Source organism: Streptococcus sp. SV2 (genome assembly GCF_030440175.1).
In the GTDB taxonomy this organism is placed as follows: domain Bacteria; phylum Bacillota; class Bacilli; order Lactobacillales; family Streptococcaceae; genus Streptococcus; species Streptococcus raffinosi.
This window is the reverse complement of sequence record NZ_JAQFJQ010000005.1, coordinates 33,728-52,750: the sequence shown is the minus strand read 5'-3', so window position 1 is coordinate 52,750 and position 19,023 is coordinate 33,728. Positions and strand designations below refer to the sequence as shown.

At 38.3% G+C, this 19,023-nt stretch carries 14 protein-coding genes; all 14 read right to left on the bottom strand.

The genetic code is table 11. The features are described from left to right. Nucleotides 1-26 precede the first annotated feature (26 nt). A complete protein-coding gene (locus tag PCY14_RS04280) occupies nt 27-767 on the bottom strand; it encodes a tyrosine-protein kinase (RefSeq protein WP_021145440.1) in 741 nt (246 codons plus the stop codon). A 9-nt stretch (nt 768-776) separates the two neighbouring features. Then, nucleotides 777-1,469, bottom strand: coding sequence for a capsular polysaccharide biosynthesis protein (locus tag PCY14_RS04275; protein WP_002888634.1), 693 nt, complete (start codon nt 1,467-1,469; stop codon nt 777-779). 8 nt (nt 1,470-1,477) lie between these two features. Next, a complete protein-coding gene (gene cps4B / locus PCY14_RS04270) occupies nt 1,478-2,209 on the bottom strand; it encodes a capsular polysaccharide biosynthesis protein Cps4B (protein ID WP_002888631.1) in 732 nt (243 codons plus the stop codon). Further along, the gene (locus PCY14_RS04265; protein ID WP_021145441.1) at nt 2,210-3,670 is read right to left on the bottom strand and encodes an LCP family protein; all 1,461 of its coding nucleotides are present in this window, start codon (nt 3,668-3,670) and stop codon (nt 2,210-2,212) included. Between the two features lie 365 nt (nt 3,671-4,035). Then, nucleotides 4,036-4,746: a purine-nucleoside phosphorylase gene (deoD, locus tag PCY14_RS04260; RefSeq protein ID WP_060934235.1), complete on the bottom strand. Its 711-nt coding sequence runs from the start codon at nt 4,744-4,746 to the stop codon at nt 4,036-4,038. 450 nt (nt 4,747-5,196) lie between these two features. Continuing rightward, nucleotides 5,197-5,910 (bottom strand): type 1 glutamine amidotransferase, encoded by a 714-nt coding sequence (locus tag PCY14_RS04255; RefSeq protein ID WP_060934234.1) that lies wholly within the window; start codon nt 5,908-5,910, stop codon nt 5,197-5,199. Further along, entirely contained in the window at nt 5,907-7,154 is a 1,248-nt protein-coding gene (locus PCY14_RS04250; protein ID WP_060934233.1) for a chloride channel protein, read from the bottom strand. Before PCY14_RS04250 ends, PCY14_RS04255 begins: the two co-directional genes overlap by 4 nt. A gap of 3 nt (nt 7,155-7,157) precedes the next feature. Continuing rightward, nucleotides 7,158-7,967, bottom strand: a complete 810-nt coding sequence (locus PCY14_RS04245) for a purine-nucleoside phosphorylase (RefSeq protein ID WP_021151927.1) — start codon at nt 7,965-7,967, stop codon at nt 7,158-7,160. 18 nt (nt 7,968-7,985) lie between these two features. Continuing rightward, on the bottom strand, nt 7,986-8,531 hold the full coding sequence (locus PCY14_RS04240) for a DUF1697 domain-containing protein (protein WP_021151928.1): 546 nt from the start codon (nt 8,529-8,531) through the stop codon (nt 7,986-7,988). Nucleotide 8,532: 1 nt separating this feature from the next. Next, on the bottom strand, nt 8,533-9,744 hold the full coding sequence (locus PCY14_RS04235) for a phosphopentomutase (RefSeq protein ID WP_021145448.1): 1,212 nt from the start codon (nt 9,742-9,744) through the stop codon (nt 8,533-8,535). Nucleotides 9,745-9,862: 118 nt separating this feature from the next. After that, nucleotides 9,863-10,543, bottom strand: coding sequence for a ribose-5-phosphate isomerase RpiA (rpiA, locus tag PCY14_RS04230; RefSeq protein ID WP_060934231.1), 681 nt, complete (start codon nt 10,541-10,543; stop codon nt 9,863-9,865). A 164-nt stretch (nt 10,544-10,707) separates the two neighbouring features. Next, nucleotides 10,708-13,791 carry a GbpC/Spa domain-containing protein gene (locus PCY14_RS04225; protein ID WP_301363189.1) on the bottom strand — a complete coding sequence of 1,028 codons (3,084 nt, stop codon included), beginning with the start codon at nt 13,789-13,791 and terminating at the stop codon, nt 10,708-10,710. Nucleotides 13,792-14,252: 461 nt separating this feature from the next. Continuing rightward, nucleotides 14,253-18,041, bottom strand: a complete 3,789-nt coding sequence (locus PCY14_RS04220) for a GbpC/Spa domain-containing protein (RefSeq protein ID WP_301363188.1) — start codon at nt 18,039-18,041, stop codon at nt 14,253-14,255. 373 nt (nt 18,042-18,414) lie between these two features. Next, a complete protein-coding gene (locus PCY14_RS04215) occupies nt 18,415-18,999 on the bottom strand; it encodes a uracil-DNA glycosylase family protein (RefSeq protein ID WP_014634430.1) in 585 nt (194 codons plus the stop codon). Between the last annotated feature and the right edge of the window lie 24 nt (nt 19,000-19,023).

Below are 19,023 nucleotides of genomic sequence, written 5' to 3'. Positions count from 1 at the left end.
AAGGAGCTACATTATCCCCATTAATGCTATCCTTTTCTACGGCGTTGCGATCTTGAATGACTACTTTTTTGCTCTGATTTCTTGCCGTAGTCACCATATGACCCGTAAGAACCATATGTACCGTATTTATCTACAGTCATATCTACTTTATTTAGAACAACACCCAAGAACTGAGAACCACTTTGTGTTAATTGTTCTACTGCCTTTGTTACGAAACGACGTTTAATTTTACCTGCAGCTGTCACCAAAAGACTAGCATCGGCTTGGTGAGCAACAATGACAGCATCGATAACTAAACCAATTGGTGGTGTATCAATAATAACATAATCATATTGGCTACGAGCAACGTCCAATAGGTGTGTGAAATTTTCATTTTGTAAAAGACTTGTTGGATTTGGTGGAATAGGACCAGACGAAATTACATCCAAACCTGCGATGTCTGTTCGACAAACGGTTTCCTCCAAAGTAGCATTCCCAGAAAGAAAATTTGAAAGGCCTTTATATGGCTCATTTGATTTAAATGTTCCAGACAAAACTGAATTACGGGTATCTGCATCAATGAGCAGTGTTCTAAGGCCAACACTAGCAAACGAAATGGCAATATTAACAGATGTTGTTGATTTACCTTCACCAGCTTCGACTGAGCTAACAGCAATAACTTTCATCTGAGCGCCAGAAAACTGAATATTTGTGCGAATAGCATTGTAATATTCTTCGGTTTGTTTGGCAAAGTTTACTTTAGAATTTACTAACTTTAATAGAGGCATTTCTTCTCCTTAAATCTTATCTATATCAGGGACAATTCCAAGAAGTGTCAGTCCTAAGGCGTCTTCAATATCTTCCGGACGACGAATACGATCATCCAAGATTTCACGAACCAATACACCAACAATTGCAAGGAAACCTCCGAGCACTGCTCCAAGAGCAACATTACGTTTAATGTTTGGAGAAGAAGGTGAATCTGGCAATTTCGCATCTTCAAGCGTTGTGACATCTTCTACTTTTGTCACTTTTTTGATTTTTTCTGCAGCAACATCACGAACCTTGTTAGCTAGGGATTGAGCATCTTGTCCAGTTTTTGCATTAACAGAAATTGAAATAAGACGCGTATCTGTAGGAATGTTAACTGAAATCATTTTAGCAAGGTCTGCTTCAGTCATATTCAATTTTTCGTCTTTAATTACTTCAGACAAAACATCATTAGACGTAATAATTTCTTTATAGTCTTTTGTCAAAAACGTACCAGCCTGCAAGTCTTGTGCAGAAAGATTCTTGCCATCATCAGCTTGATTTACCACATAGATACGTGTTGATGACGTATAAGTTGGTTGAATAAAGAAATAAGTTCCTAAGAAGGCAAAAACAGCAACATAAAAAGCTGTAAATAGAATGAAGACTTTCTTAGTCCAGAGTTTTTGCAAGAGTGCAAGTACATCGATTTCAACACGTTTCGTGTTTTCTTGAGTCATAGTTTCTCCTATATGTATTGATTTTCAAGTAGAGTTTGTGGGTTTTTGATAAAAAGATTACGGGCACGTCTAGTACCATAAGTTTTCTCAATAATAGCGTAGGCTTCCTTCATAAATGGAGGTCTTGGTCCCAAATTATGCATGTCACTTGCAACCATGTGAACTAGATTCTTTTCCAAAAAATAACGGACACGTTTTTTTCTCACTTTTTCCTTATCACCAAAAAGCTTTGGTTTTAAGACGTGAGAACTATTGACTTGAGTATAGCAACCCATGTTGATGATTTCACGAACACGGTCAGCATGTTCCTCAAGAGCATCATAACGTTCAATGTGAGCCACAATCGGAGTTACCCCTGCTCGCAAAACATTACTTAGTCCACTATGAATTTCCTTCCAAGAAGTTCTAGCACTAAATTCAATCAAAGCAAATTGCGTATTATGCATATGAGGAATAAGGTGCTTTTCAAGCTTCTCAACAATGTCTGAAGTGTAATAGAGTTCACCACCATAGTAAATTGTTAAATCAGGGTAAAGAGCCTCTGCTTCTTCTTTTACTTTAGAAAAGTTGGCAAAGATTTTGTCCTCTGGGGTTTCAAACATTCCCTTACGACGATGAGACGTTGAAACAATAGTACGCACTCCCTGGGCGTAACTTTCGCCAATAAGTTCTAGACTTTCCTCTAAAGTCTTAGGACCATCATCAACATCAAAAACAATATGTGAATGAACGTCAATCACTTATTTTTCCTCCATCATATTTTTGATAGCTTGTGATGCGCTTGCCACACTAGAATCATCAAGTTTCATCATATAAAGACTAGAATTTGGCATAGCATATGAAGTCAATTGTCCCGTTGATCCTGTACCTGTCACTGCTTGAGAAGTCACTGTAAATTTAGAACCTGAATCAAGCTGCGTATTGGCCAAGGAATTAATAGTATCCAAAGACATGTTGGTTTGAACAGAGTCTTGAAGATTATTAACAATTGAATTAAAGTTTGATACTGAATGAAGTGAGGCTAATTTGTTAACAATCGCTGAAATAACCTTTTCTTGGTTTTTACCACGATCATTATCGCCACCATCCAAGCTATAACGCTCACGAACAAAGCCAAGTGCTTGTTCTGAGTTCATTTGAATATCACCAACTGGGAAGTCAAATTTCCCATGAAGGCTAGTAAAGGCTTGATCATTATGGACGGTCACACCACCCAGTTGGTCAATCAACTTAAGGAATGATGTGAAATTGATACGTGCATAATAATCAATATTAATGCCATAAAGATTTTCAAGTGTTTGTTCTGAAGTTTCAACACCGTAGATACCTGCGTGGGTCAATTTATCATATTGGTTTGCCCCACCACCAGGAATTTTAACATAGGCATCTCGAGGTGTTGAAGTCAAAAGAATCTTATGCGTATTCATATTGACGGTCATAATGATATTAACATCAGAACGTGATACTGTTGAAATAGAACCATAAGTATCAATACCGCTGATATAAATATTAAATACTTTGGAATCCGCTTGTTTTGCAGACTTGTTATTTTTCGTTTTGATTTTATAGGTATAGATTGTTTTCAGATTTGAAGCGTAATTGCTATCAACTGACTCTAAAAGGCTAGCATATGAACCACTCAAAACCATGGCTTTAGATTTTCCAGATTTAAGATTGTCATAGGCCTCTTGGTAAGAAGCAACATCGTCAACTTTTACATCAACCTTCTTGTCATTTTTCAGAGCTGACATCATGGTTTCAATGTTATTCTTATCAACCTTCATAGGTGCTTGGACAGTAGAAAGCTGACTGACATCTTTGATGTCACTATCTTTTGGAACCACTACACTCATCTCAACTTCTGAGAATGATGCAGTCTGATTCATACGGTTAGTAATATCAATTAGCTGTTTGAAGCCAAATACACCAACCAAAGAAATTAGGGTGAAAATAACCAATATAACAGTTGTCACAAGTGGTGATTTCTTAGCTTTTTGAAGATAGATACTAATAGCAAGAACAACCACCAAGGCAAGTGCGATGATAATATTCAAAAACCTAAAAGATAGGAAATTGTAGTTGAACATAATGAAAAGTAAAATCGCTGCTAAAATAGCATACAGAATGGTCAACCCAATGTTGACCATTCCCCAGGATCCTTTACTTGTCTGTTTCTGCTTACGATACGTATGCGAACTCATATAAATTGCTCCTAAAAATTAAAATTAGACATTTCCCATTATCATTATAACATTACTTTAACTTCATTTCAATTGTCATTCTTTTTAAAAAAGAAGAAACAGTTTTTCATTAGCTTATCAAGTCATTAATTTCTATTAATTTTCATCATATTGTCAGGAAAAATTTCACAATTAGTATACTAATTCTATAATTTTCTGACATTTACCTTGATATTATAAACTCACTCCATAAAAAATAGTAGTTACTATACTATTCTTTTGACAATTTTAAATCTATTACCACTATTCATAATAAAGGAAACAAGTCAACTATAACCCAACAAAACCAAAAAGGAACACCAAAAGGTGTCCTTTCATTATAGCAACTAATCAGAAATAAGTGTTTCTAAACCGACTTTCATCATATCAGTGAAAGTATTTTGACGTTCCTCTGCAGTTGTATCCTCATCTGGATTCACCAAACTATCAGAGATTGTCATAATGGCAAGAGCATCTACCTGATGCTGAGCTGCAAGGTAATAAAGAGCTGCCGCTTCCATTTCAACAGCTTTCACGCCCCATTTACCGAGTTCAATATTTTTCTCATAGTAATTTGAGTAGAAAACATCAGAAGACAGTACATTACCAACATGGGTAGTCATACCGAGATCTTTGGCAATGTGGTAAGCCTTATCTAAAAGGTTGAAACTTGCAATTTGTGGGAAATCGTATTGTGGCCAATCGTTACGAATAATGTTAGAGTTTGTCGCTGCAGCTTGTGCCAAGACCAACTCACGCACATGAACATCCTTATTTAATGAACCTGCAGTTCCCACACGAATAAGTTTTTTAACCCCGTAATCAACGATAAGTTCACGTGCATAAATAGAGATAGATGGCATTCCCATCCCAGTCCCCATCACAGAAACACGTTCATCCTTATAAGTTCCTGTGTAACCAAACATGTTACGAACCTCATTGAAACAGACAGCATCTTCAAAAAAATTCTCAGCAATGAATTTGGCACGAAGAGGATCCCCAGGAAGAAGAATTTTATCAGCAATCTCTCCCTGCTTAGCAGCAATATGAATAGACATAATTTATGATACAAAGAGCGATCAGAAAGCGACTGAAAATTAGGAAGCTGACGAAGATGCCTCGCATCTAGGCAGATTATCTATTTTCCAAGCTTTCCGCTCGTGTTCAAATATGAACACCTGCTCTACCTTTCTTAGTTATTTATAGAATCGGCGTTAAAGAGGCAAAGTAAAAATAGGAAATCCGACAAAGATGCACCGCATCTTGGAAGATTTATCTTTTTTACACCGCCTCTAGCCCGGGTTCAATTTCAAACCCAAGCTACCCATCCTTTCTTTTTTATTAAGTAATCTGGAGTGCGATCAGAAAGCGACTGAAAATTAGGAAGATTATCTATTTTCCAAGCTTTCCACTCGTGTTCAAATATGAACACCTGCTCTACCTTTTTTACGTTATATTTTTTAAAATTTTCTACTATTATATTGATAGTACATGAGCTACTTAAATGTTTAGCCTTGGGTTAGTGAATCTAGAAAAGCAAATAACTTTTTATTCATTTGAGAATAGTCATTGGCCCGCAATTGTTCTGGTGTTTGAACAAAAGGTAACTCTTGATTTTGCTGGCGCAAGTGCTCTTCACCATCAGCAGCTATCAGTAAATCAATAGCCTCTGGATCGAACTCCAAATGTGCCTGGAAAGCATAGTGTTTAGGACTAAAGCGAACAATTTGACGAGGGCAACCTTTACTTGTAGCCATAACAACTGCATTGTCTGATAATCCAGGCATATCTCCATGCCAGTGACCGGTATCTAAAGTAGAACCAAAATCTTTAATATGATCATCAGCTAATCCAGCTTCAGTAAGATTTATTGGAAAAACACCAATCTCACGTTCGGGACTATGCTCGTACTTACCACCATAAGCCACAGATAAAAGTTGAGCCCCTAAACATACCCCAACAATATAGATATCAGCGTCAATAGCTTTTTGAATTAATTTAATTTCAGCCTTTGGATCATAGTATGGAAAGGCTTGACGATTTTCATCAGGTGACTGAGGTCCACCCATTACAATAAGAAAATCAATACCATCAACAGTTTCAGGAAGTTTCTCCTCCTCATAAACCTTAGTTGATGTGACATTGTGGCCACGCTCTTGAGCCCATTTCAAGTAAGCTCCTGGAACCTCAAATGTTTCGTGTAAGATAAAATGAATATTCATACTTTTTCCTTCCATTTATTATTAATTATCCTTGATAGGATGCTGGCTAGTATGAGTGGTAATACGATAACTCCTCCAGTGCCTGTAAAACCAACAACCAAAGCCATTCCTGTTAGGGGGGCATTCAAAGTTGTTCCTAAAAATATAGTTGCTCCTAAAAGCATTCCTAAATTCGGACTTAGGGAAAGGCCAAAATTTCCAAAAAGCCCCGTTATCAGATAACCCGCACCTGTGCCTAATGCAAACGATGGCGTCAGAGTGCCACCATAGGCACCACTTCTTAAAAGTAGACAGACCAATAGGCATTTGATGATGAGAACGACAGGAAGATATGCTGAAGAGTTCCCAGAAAAAAGCCATTGGGCTAAAACCTGTCCATTTCCCATAAAAATAGGGAGGTATGCTGACAGTCCACCTAGAATCATAAAGGCAAAAGGCAAAGTCCAAAGTATTTTTTTGTCTGTAATACGATGTCCACTGGCCTTTTTCGTCAAATAACCAAACATCATAGCAAGTGGTGTTACAAATACTGTCAAGATGATTGCCTGCATGAAACTGGAAGAATCAATAGTCACTTTATCGACTAAATATAGAGCCTGTCCACCAACAATTGGTCTGGCACAATAAGCAGATACATAAGTAGTCACAAGAATAATGACGATATTCTTTAGCTTCCAACTAACTCCTAATGTTTCCAAAACAAACAAAGCGCTGGCAAAAGGCACCTGGTAAACAGAGGCTAAGCCTGCTCCAGCACCACAAGCAATTAATAATTGTCTATCGGAAATGTCTAAACGTAATCCCTTAGAAAGACTACCACCGAAGAGAGCACCTAATTCTCGAGGTGCTCCTTCTTTGCCAATTGAGGCCCCGGCAGCAACGATTGCCACCTGGACTAATGCATGTAGAGACTGGCCTAGAAAGTTTGGACTCCTTTTACCAACAAGTTGCTTAGCTTTGCTAATGGAAAGTAAGGAGATCCGTCGTTGAAGAAAATACCAAAATAAACTAGCTAGGACCCCAACCACAATCAATACAAAAAATCTTCGAAAAGCATTCACTGATTGAAACTGTAACAAGAGATTGCCTTTATCTTTACCAAACGCAAGAACTTGTATAAATTCTAAAAGATAGTGGCAAAGAATTCCAACAAGACCTGAAGCGATACCAGTTCCAAAAACAGCCAAACTTAGCTTAAGAGATTTTGGTAACAACCTTAAACGTTTTATTTCCCGAAAAATCATGTTTTAAAGTTCAGCCAAAATAGCTTTCAGCAAACCTTTGAAATCCCCTTTAACACGTTCTGTCACTTCCACCACTTCTTCGTGATTGAGTTCTTCTTGGAAACCAGCCGCAAAGTTGGTAATACATGAAATACCCAGAACTTTCAAGCCAGAATGTGCTGCTACGATAACTTCAGGAACAGTTGACATACCAACCGCATCTGCACCCAATGTCTTAAAGGCACGAATTTCAGCAGGTGTTTCATAGGTAGGTCCTGTTGCTCCAAGATAAACCCCTTCTTCCAACTTGATACCAAGTTTATCAGCCACTTTGTGGGCGATTTCAAGGTATGCTGGAGTATATGCTTTAGACATATCTGGGAAACGTGGGCCAAACTCATCCAAGTTTTCCCCAATCAAAGGGTTTTGACCAGTCATATTGATGTGGTCTGTGATAGCCATGAGAGTGCCAGGACCAAAACCAATTCCACCAGCCGCATTCGTTACGAGTACTCCTTCACAACCGAGAGCTTTCATCACACGTACAGGGAAAGTGACTACTTCAAGCGGATTTCCTTCATAAAAATGGAAACGTCCTTGAAGAGCCAAAACCTTACGTCCAGCCAAAGTACCATATACAAGTTTACCTGCATGACCAACAACGGTCGATTGTCCCCAGTTTGGAATGTCCGCATAATCAATGATAATTGCATCTTCAACTTCTTCAGCCAACTCGCCAAGTCCAGAACCTAAAATCAAACCAAATTCAGGCTTTTCAATTCCTTTACTTTCCAAAAAGGCTTGCGTAACTCTAATTTTTTCAAGTAGCGACATCTTATTTCTCCCTCAATATTATTTCATTCTTAAAAAGTGACCAATTTTTGAAAAAGTTCTTGCATTTCGAATGGTGATATATGGATAGAAAGGTGTTTTCAATAACTTCTTATGATAAGCCGTTTGGCTATAACTTGATTTATCATACTTTCCCCAGTAGACACCAAGTTGACCAAGATGAAGAATTTCATCTTTCAACTCTAAAGAGTTAATGATTTTCTTCATTTCGTTCTTATCAAGTCTTTCAGTATATAAGAGGACATCTTTTCTATAGAAGTCATCTTCCCACCACTTAGGTAAAGATGCCACTTCATTTTGGTAATCTTCTAGAGTAAAAAGAGAAAACACCTTAATAAATGGATAAGTCTTATTAAGAAATCTCTCTAAAACTAAGAGGAGTTCTTCTTTCATCAAGGAAGAATCAAAGAAAAGATTTCCACTATTTATATAGGAAGAAACATTTGACATACCGAGTTTTTCTAACTCTCGACAAAATTCTTCCATGACTACCTTATGACGACCACCAACGTTTATCCCACGAACCAAAAATGCGTAGCGCTTCATTTTAGACAAGTTTATCCAAGAAGCTTTCACCAATCATAGCTTTATCGACACCGAAATTTTCAGCAACAGTTGCTGAAATATCAGAGAAATGACCTACAGGAATAAGTCCATTTCCTTTAAATGATGGGCTGTAAGCCAAGAAAGGAATATATTCACGTGTATGGTCAGTACCAGCGTAAGTTGGATCATTTCCGTGATCTGCTGTAATCATTAAGAGGTCATCTTCACGCATTGCTGCGATGATTTCTGGCAAAAGTTGGTCAAATTCGTGCAAACAATCACGATATCCATGAGGATTACGACGGTGTCCATAAAGGGCATCGAAGTCTACCAAGTTTGTGAATGAGAAGCCATGTTTGAAATCTTCAGAAGTCATAGCTTTAATCAAATTATCAATACCATGGCTATTTGATTTGTTGTGGCCCATATCGTGATTAATACCAGCTCCGTTGAAGATATCGTTAATCTTACCAACAGCATAAGTATCAATTCCAGCTTCATTCAATTTATCCAAAACAGTTGGCGCAAATGGTGAAACAGCCAAGTCACGACGGTTAGATGTACGAGTGAAGTTTCCAGGCTCACCAACGTAAGGACGCGCAATGATACGACCAAGAAGAGCTGGACGTTCCAAAGTGATAGAACGAGCGTATTCACAAATACGGTAGAGTTCATCCAAAGGAATAATGTCTTCGTGTGCCGCAATTTGAAGAACTGGGTCAGCTGAAGTGTAAATAATCAATTCACCAGTTTCCATTTGACGAGGTCCAAAGTCTTCAATAACGGCTGTACCTGAATAAGGTTTATTAGCTTCTCGAATGACCTTTCGACCTGAAAACTCTTCAATTTTAGTAATAATCTCTTCTGGAAATCCGTTCCAGAAGGTATCAAAAGGTTCAGTAATATTGAGACCCATGATTTCCCAGTGGCCAGTCATGGTATCTTTACCAAGAGACACTTCCTGCAATTTTGTTGCATAACCAGTTGGATTATTTTCAGCTGGTACGGTCTTCAAAGGCACTTCACGTGGAATGTTCCCAAGACCAATTTTTGCCATGTTTGGCACATTCAAACCAACAGTCTTCGAGATATGGCCAAGTGTATCAGAAGCACCATCTGGTACACCAGCATTGACAAAGTCGTTTGCATCAGGTGCTGCCCCAATCCCTACAGAATCAAGAACAACTAAATGCATTCGATTAAATTTAGACATAATAACACCACAAAGAGTTGAAATCTTTTTAAGATTTTCTCTTTACCTTTTCTTTTATTTTTATATTTTCGTAAATAATAGTTTGCGTTCTTCAGTTAATGAAGAAACTCAGATGGGACTAAGCCTTTACTTCAACGATCTTAACACCGTCTTTTCCTGCAACAATAACCTTGTTAACCATTCCATTGAAAAGCCCATGTTCAACAACACCTGTCATGGCTTTAAGTTCCTCACCAAGTGCCACTGGATTTTCAATTTTACCTAAATCTAGATCAATGATATAGTTCTTCATATCAGTGACAAAGCGATTGCCTTCTTCCGTTAATCGGAATGATGGTTTATAGCCCTTAGACTCAAAGACGCGATACAATCGATCAGCGCCATATTGAACAACCTCAACCGGTAGTTTAAAGGCACCGAGTTGATCAACCATTTTAGACTCATCGACAACCCAGATATATTCTTTGGTAGGTGTGGCAACAATTTTTTCCATCAAGAGGGCGCCACCACCACCCTTAATACCATTAAGTTGAGGATCCACTTCATCAGCGCCATCTACAGTAACATCGATACTGTCAATATCATCAACTGCCTTCAATGGAATCCCTAAGCCTTCTGCTTGTTTTGTTGTTTGACTTGATGTCGTTACACCGACAACATTGAGTCCCTCTTCCTTAATACGACGACCAATTTCTTCCACAAAAAAGTAAGCCGTTGACCCTGTTCCTAGTCCGACAACCATACCATCTTTAACAAATTTGGCAGCGGTTACACCGGCGGTTTTCTTCAGTTCTTCCATGATCGACTCCTCTCATCTTTCTATAATAATCATTCTACTCATTATACCATTTTTCCCTTATATTTTAAAATGATTTAAGGGGGTTGAATTTTTAAAGGTGACAAAAAAACTAGACTCTTAAGCTAGAGTCTAGTTCTTATGGAGTAGCCAATTATTAGTACCACTTAGTCTTCTTTATGACGTTTGAAGAATCCGATAAAGGCTGCAAAAATCATTGAAAGAAGTCCAAGGAAGCCAGCATTACTTGTATGTTCACCAGTTTGTGGCAACTCAGGTTGCGCAACTACAGGTACCTCAGTATCAGGCGTTGGTGGTGTTGGTGGTGTCACAGGTTTTTGAGGTGTTTTTGGTGTTGGTGGAACCACATGAGACACTCTCTCAACAACATAGTTTTTGTGCCATACAACAGTTGGTTTTGCAGGAGTTTTTGGTTCAACTGGTTTTGCAGGAACTTCAACCACTTTTGGTGTTGGTGGTGTTGGCGCTACTGGACCTGTTGGTGGTGTTGGTTCAACCGGTTTTGCAGGAACTTCAACCACTTTTGGTGTTGGTGGTGTTGGCGCTACTGGACCTGTTGGTGGTGTTGGTGCTTGCGGTTTACCAGGAACTTCTACTACCTCTGGAGTTGGTGGTGTTGGTACCACTGGTTCTTTTGGAGGTGTTGGTGGTGTTGGTGCTTGTGGATTGATACCAACCGTTTTCATCAACGGTTTAGTTGGAGCTGTCGGTGGTGTTGGTGCCTTAGGCTCTTCAGGTTTTTCACCAGGATTCTTAGGCAAACCTAGGTTCGAATTAATTGCAAACCAGTAGACCGTTGGAGCACCATCAGCATTGGCACCATCAGCTGTAAATACCAAGTGACCATTCGTCATCTTGATACCAGCTCCTCCATAATAGAGGTAAGGGGAGTCTTCATTGTCCCAACCAGTTAAGTCTGAGGTTGTTTCACCATTATAGACAGAACCATGGTCAATGTATTGGTTATCATTGACTGAAGTAACTTCTTTTGTAGCTGCATCATAAGTAACTGATGATTTTGGAATAGCGATGAATTGATTATCACCAATATTAACGTATTCTTGGTGACGTGTTGATTGGTATTTTTTCTTAGGTGTGAAAGTAATCAAACCAGTTTCAGCAGAAACGCTGTATGTACCGATAACATCGTCCTTATCACCAAAAGTATAGTCTTGGTTACCAAGAGCATGACCGTTTCCACTACCTGAGGCATTAAGTGTTGTTACATCAGATGGAATTTCACGTGACACGAACCACTCTGAACCATTCCAATCAGTGATTGGAACAACTACTTTAAGTGGATTGTCGGCTGAAATGTTAACAGTAACGCCACCAAAGTCAGCATATCCTGATTTCGTAACAACTTCACCATTTTGAATAGCCAGTGTAGAACCATCCGCATAAGGATTGTAAGTTCCACGAACCGTGTTGCCGTTAACATCTTTAGCTTCGACCGTAATTGGACGTGGGCGTTCAGATGTTTCAACATAAGCTGCACCATTCCAGTGGTTTAGTGAGTTAAGTGCTACGATAGCATTACGCTCACTAAGGTTGAACATTTTACCATCTTTATCGTAAAACTCAACATCTACTGCTACTTTAACTGGTTTATCTTGATCAGTTGATGCACCAACTGTCATAGTTACTGTTGGATCCTTACTGATTTTCGCGATACCTTTTCCGTCATTTGATGGAAGGCTAACAATTTCGTAGCGGTAAACAACACGTTTGATTGCTGATGCTTCATTCTCAACAATCATGCTTGATTGGTTCAAACCATCATAAGTAACAACAAATTTGTCACCTTCTTTAACTTGAACCCACTCGTCTTCAGTATTTGTCCAAGGGCTATTTGAAACAATGTCAGATGCTTGTAACTTGTTAGAGTCATATTGGAAAACATTACTTGTGTTAAGACGCTCTTGTGCTTCTTTTGTCAAGTAGTTACTTACACCTTCAACTTTGTGTGTTGCATCGTTTTCACGTTGGAAGGTCAATTCTTGAACAACTTCAGCATCTTTAAGGTTACGATATACAGGATCATTCATGTATTTATCGTAAGCTGTTTTAGCTTCTTGGTATTGTTTAAGCGCTGTTTGGTAGACAGCTAATTTGTTTTGATACTCAAGGTATTCTTGGTCATATTTAGCTTTTTGCTCATTGTAGACAACCAAGGCTGCTTCGTATTTAGCTTTAGCATCTGCATTGTATTTTTCAATAGCTTGTTTTGTTTCAAGATCTGCTTCATAAGCTGTTTTCTTAGCGTTATAAAGTTCAAGATTCTTGTCATATGCTGCTTTTTCTACATCATATTTAGCTTTTGCTTCATTATATGCTGCTAGCTCAGTTTGATATTTAGCTTCAGCTTCAGCGTTACGTTTTTCAATAACAACTTTTTCAGCTACTTTATTATCATAATTAGCTTTTTCAGCATTGTATTTGGCCTTATCACTATTGTACTGTGCAAGAGCTGCTTCATAATCAGCTTTTGCTTGGTTATAAGTTGCCAATTCTGCTTGGTATTTAGCTGCAGACAAGGCATTTTCTTTATCAGCTGCTTCTTTTTCTGCTACCTTAGCATCATAAGTAACTTTCTTAGTCTTGTACTCTGAAAGGGCTGAGTCATAAGCTTGCTTAGCAATTTGGTATTGCTCTGAAGCTTTATCATAAGCAGTTTTTTCAGTATCGTATTTAGCTTGAGCTTCAGCATTTGATTTATCAGCAAGTGCTTTCTCAGCTAATTTAGCATCATAGTTTGCTTTTGCTTTATCATAGTCAGCCTTATCTGACTGGTATTTTTCTTTAGCCGTTTTATAATCAGAAACGACTGTATTGATTTTTTCTGCTTGTGCTTTGTTATCCGCAGCAGCTGCTTCAACACTTTCCTTAGTTTGAGCAGGTTCTTCCTTAACCTCAATCCCTTCGTTTGTTGCAGCAGTTTTTGCGTTTTCTAAGCTTGTATTTGTTACTTCACTTGTTGTAACAGTTGTGTTACCTTCTTCAGTAACGTTAACAACTTTCTTTTCAGTTGAATCTGCTACGGCTGAAGTGTTTTCTTCAACAGCATCTGTTGCTTCAACTGCTGGTGTTGCTGAATCTGTAGTTGTTGCTACCTCATCAGCGCTTGCATTTGAAGCTCCTACTGCAAGAACTGCAGTCCCCAAAAGAACAGAAGCCGCACCAAGGCTAGACTTTCTGAGTGAATAACGTTGTAATTCCTTTTTCCCCATTTAAATTACGTCCTTCTATATTTAGTTATGTTCATATTCTAACAAAAGAAAGAACCATGTCAATTTGAGATATCTCATAAAAACACGCATTCCTTTAAATTCGATTAGATTCTTAAATTCAAATACTTTTTAATATCAAAATATTTGATAGACAAAACCCTATTATTAATAGCGTTTTCGATACAAAAAGGAGGTTTAATTTTATAATATCTAGTCCAATTCGCTTTAATGTTTTTTTATTGAAAAGATTATGAAAAATACATAACTATACGTTTTCATGCTACTTTTCATTGCGAGAATTAGTTCTTGATAACCTATTTCAGCTAAATTCTTTCTTCTAGTTTCCTAAATTAGTTTTAACAATCAAACTAGTTTAAGCTGATAAAACTCAAAGAATAGATAACAAAAAAAGACTAGACTGTCTTGCATAGCAAAACAACCTAATCTTTCATTTTATCTTATTAATGTTTACGTTTGCGAGCTGACCATAGACCTGTAATTGCCATTGAAAGAAAGCCTAGACCTGTTACAGATGCTAATTTTTGGTTAGAATCACCTGTTTCTGGCAATACGGCGCTATTAGTTCTTTCTGTTTCTTGCTTAGCAACTACAGAAGAAGTTGGTGTAACGCTTGGTCCTGTAGGTGTTCCAGAAGTTTTTGGTTTTTGAGGAGTTGGTGGTGGCGTTGGTACTGGACGTGTTACTCGCTCAACAAGATAATTCTTATGCCATTTAACTTTAGGGGCTACAAGTTCCTTAGGTGAAACAGGTTTATTAGGTACATTAACTGTAACCATAGTTGGTGGCGTTGGTGCCTTAGGCTCAGTTGGTGGTGTTGGTTTGGTTGGCTCTCCAGGTACCTCTACGACTACTGGTGTAGGTGGTGTTGGAGCTTTAGGTTCTACTGGCGCTGTAATCTTACGTGGCTCTGCTGGCACTTCAACTAGTACTGGGGTTGGTGGTGTTGGAGCTTTGGGCTCTGTTGGGGCCTTAGGTGCCTCTCCATCAACTGTAACCACAGTGTAGTTAGGTTCTGTCGGTGGTGTTGGCGCTTTAGGTTCTTCTGGTTTGCTTGGTTCCGCTGGAACTTCAACAACTGTCGGAGTTGGTGGCGTTGGAGCTTTTGGTTCTGTAGGAGCCTTAGGTCCCTCTGCATCAACTGTAACAACTGTATAGTTAGGTTCTGTTGGTGCCGTAGGGGCTGTTGGCGGAGTTGGTTCTGTTGGTACCGCTGGAAGAACTTCCAATGTAATCGTTGGTGGTGTTGGAGCCTTTGGTTCTTCAGGAGCTGTTGGCTCTTTTGGCGCTTCACCTGGATTTTTTGGAATACCAACATTTGAGTTAATCGCAAACCAATATACTGTTGGTTGACCAGCAGCATTAGCTCCATTAGCCGTAAATACCAAGTGACCATCAGCCATCTTCAAGCCTGCTCCACCATAATAGAGGTATGGAGAAGATGGATTATCCCAACCTTCAAGAGTCGTTGAAGATTCACCATTAAAGATAGACCCATGTTCAATGTATTGGTTATCTTTAAATGATGTCACCTCTTTTGTAGCAGAATCATAAGAAACACTTGAATTTGGAATTGGAATGTATTTATTGTTTCCAACATTTACAGATTCTTGGTGCTCTACATTTTCAAATTTCTTCTTAGGAGTAAAGATGATACGTCCTGAAGTTGAATCAATCGTATAAGAACCGATAACATCATCTTTACCGTCAAATGTGAACTCATCTGTTCCGATAGAGTGACCATTCCCAGCACCGGAAGCATTGACTGAAGTTGCGTCGATAATAGTTTCTTCACTAACTGTAAATTCACTACCATTCCATGTCGCTTTTTGAGCTACAATTTTAATTGGATTTTCAGCAGAGATAGTGACGTCAGCAGTACCAAAGTCAGCTGTTCCATTTTTAACAACAACTGCATTGTTTTCAATGCTCATTGATGAACCATCTGCATATGGATTCCAAGTTCCTCGAACAGTGTTACCATTTTTATCCTTGGCTTCTACTGTAAGGGCACGAGGTTTATCCCCACTATCTACATAAGAAGCACCTGTCCAGTGGTTAAGAGAGTTCAACGCTACAATCGCATTGTACTGTGTCAAATCAAACTTATTGCCATTACCATCATAGAATTCAACATCTACAGCCACCTTAACTGGTTTATTTTGGTCTGTTGAAGCACCGACTGTAAGTGTTACAGTTGGGTCTGAGCTAACGGCTGCAATTCCTTTACCGTCATTTGATGGAAGAGTAAGAATTTCATAACGGTAAATCACGCGCTTGATAGGATGCATATCTGTATTTTCACGCATGCTTGACTGATTCAAATTGTCATAGGTTACAACAAATTTGTCACCTTCCTTAATTTGAATAAATTCAGTTTCATTATTTGCCCAAGGACTAGTTGCTACAATATCTGAAGCTTCCAATTTATTGGAATCATACTGATGTACGTTGCTTGTATTCAAACGAGCTTGAGCATCACGAGTGAGATAAGCGCTGATGCCATTGATGGTATGAATGGCTCCACCTTCACGTTGGAAGGTCAAATCTTGAACAGTTTCTACATCTTTTAGATCTTGGAAACCATTATCATTCATGTACTTATCATAGGCCGCTTTAGCATCTTTGTACTGTGCCAAAGCCGTTTGATATTCAGCAAGTTTTGTTTGGTATGTAGCAAAATCTTTGCCGTATTGCTCTAAATCTACATTGTATTTGGCAAGCTCAACTTCATACTTAGCTTTTGCAGCATCTTCTTCTGCTTTAATAACAACAAGTTGATCATAGGCTGCTTTATCTTTATCGTATTGCGCTTTCTTAGCTTGGTATTCTTGTAAATCTTTATCGTATTGTGCTTTAGCTGTATTATAAACAGCCATTTCTGCATCATATTTCGCTTTAGCTTCCGCATTAGCTGCATCAGCTGCTGCTTTTTCGACTACTTTGGCATCGTAGGCTGCTTTAGCAGTCTTGTAGGCAGCTAAATCAGTTTGATATTTTTCGTAAGCCGTATTGTAAGCAGCAAGATCTTTCTCATATTGCTCTTGAGCAGCCTTATCAGTAATTTCCGCTTGTGTTTTCTCAGCTACTTTAGCATCATAGGCTGCTTTTTTCGTATTGTATTCAGCTAGAGCGGCATCATACAAAGCCTTATTTGTCTTATATTCAGACAAGGCTGCTTCGTAAGTGACCATTTCTGCATCATACTTGGCTTTAGCTTTTGCATTAGCTGCATCAGCTGCTGCTTTTTCGGCTACTTTAGCATCGTAGGCGGCTTTGGCAGTCTTGTAGGCAGCTAAATCGGTTTGATATTTTTCGTAAGCGGCATTATAAGTAGCTAGATCTTTCTCATACTGCTCTTGAGCTGCCTTGTTTTCGATTTCTGTACGAACTTTTTCAACTACTTTAGCATCATAAGCTTCCTTCTCAGCATCATATTTTGCCTTGTCTTTGCTGTACTGAGCCATAGCAGCTTCATAGTTCTTCTTAGCAGTTTCATAAACAGCCAACTGTACCTTGTAATCGGCTTCTGACTTAGCATTAGCTGCATCGGCAGCTGCTTTTTCGGCTACTTTAGAATCATAAGTTAATTTTTGAGTATTATACTCTTCCAATGCTGCATCATAGGCTTTTTTATCAGCTTGGTATTTAGCTAACCCTTTTTCATAAACAGCTTGATCAGTATCATACTGTGCTTTAGAAGCAGCGTTTGCTTTATCAGCTGCTGCTTTTTCGGCCACTTTAGCATCGTACTCAGCCTGAGCTTTATCATACTCAGCTACATCTTTTTTGTGGCTTTCTTTTGCTTTCTGATAATCAGAGACAACCGTATTAATCTCTTTTGATTGAGATTGATTGTCAGCAATGGCACCCTCTAGGGATGTATGTGTTTGAGGTGCAGTTTCTTCGACTTCTACCCCTTCTTTTACCGCAGAAGTTTTAGCATCCTCAAGACTATCAGTTGTAACAACACTTGTTGTTACAGTGGTATTTCCTTCTTCTTTGACAGAAACAACTTGCTTCTCTGAATGATCAACAGTCGTTGCCGGATCAGCAGCAGTATCTGTTAGTACAGAAGCACTGAGTGGTGTATCAGTAGCAGCTGAAGTTGAAACCTCATCTGCATGTACACCAGTTGCCCCCATCGCAAGAATGGTTGTACCCAAAAGAACAGAAGCAGCTCCAAAGCTATACTTTCTGATTGAAAAACGTTGTGAATCTTTTCTTCCCATATCACAAATTTCCTTCTATATTTTCTTAACACCTAAAGTCTATCACTTTTAAACTTTCTGTCAATGGAATTGTCTTAATATTTTTAAAAATTTATACTCACTTTCAATTTGTAAGTATTATTTAATTGATTCTTTAGTTTAAAAGGATAGCTACCTTAATTTTATATGTTACTTCTTCTGAAAATTAGAATTAAATTGCACAATATAAGCTTAATATTAAAGTTTTGTTAATAATTTTTGCAACTATTTTTGTTATAGCATCAAAAAGAGCCCCAAGGGGCTCAAATCTTTATATCATTGGGATATGTTCTGTTACTTGCTTCATTAATTTGATAACAATACCTAATGACAATCCAAGTTCATATATCAGAAATCATTGACTTAAGATTTTTTTGACCAAGTCCTTCAAATCTGGAACTACTTCTTCCATAAACCATGGATTTTTGGCTTGCCATATATTATTTCTAGGAGAGGGATGAACGAGAGGAAAAAACTCTGGGAGATAATCTTTATAATGCTTAACTGTATCCGTTAATTTTGCCGATGATTTTTGATGCAAATAGTAACGCTGTGCATAGTTACCTACTAAAATCGTTAATTGAATATCAGGAGCTAAAGCAAGAACTTTCTCATGCCACTTGTCTGCAAATCCTTTGCGAGGAGGTAAATCACCTGATTTACCATGACCTGGGAAATAAAAATCCATTGGCACAATAGCAAACATGCCAGATTCATAAAATTCTTCGCGTGAAACACCCATCCAATCCCTGAGATTATCACCGCTAGGATCATTCCAGTAAAGGCCGGACTCTTGGGCACGAATACCAGGAGCTTGTCCTACGATATTAATTCGTGCGGTTTTTGGAATGGTAAACAAGGGTTTTATACCTTGTTCCGTAAAAGCTTTATTTTGTTCATCGGACATGATTGCTTGCGTTAATTCTTCAAGTGTTTCCATATTTTCCTCCTCAAAAAAGAGACA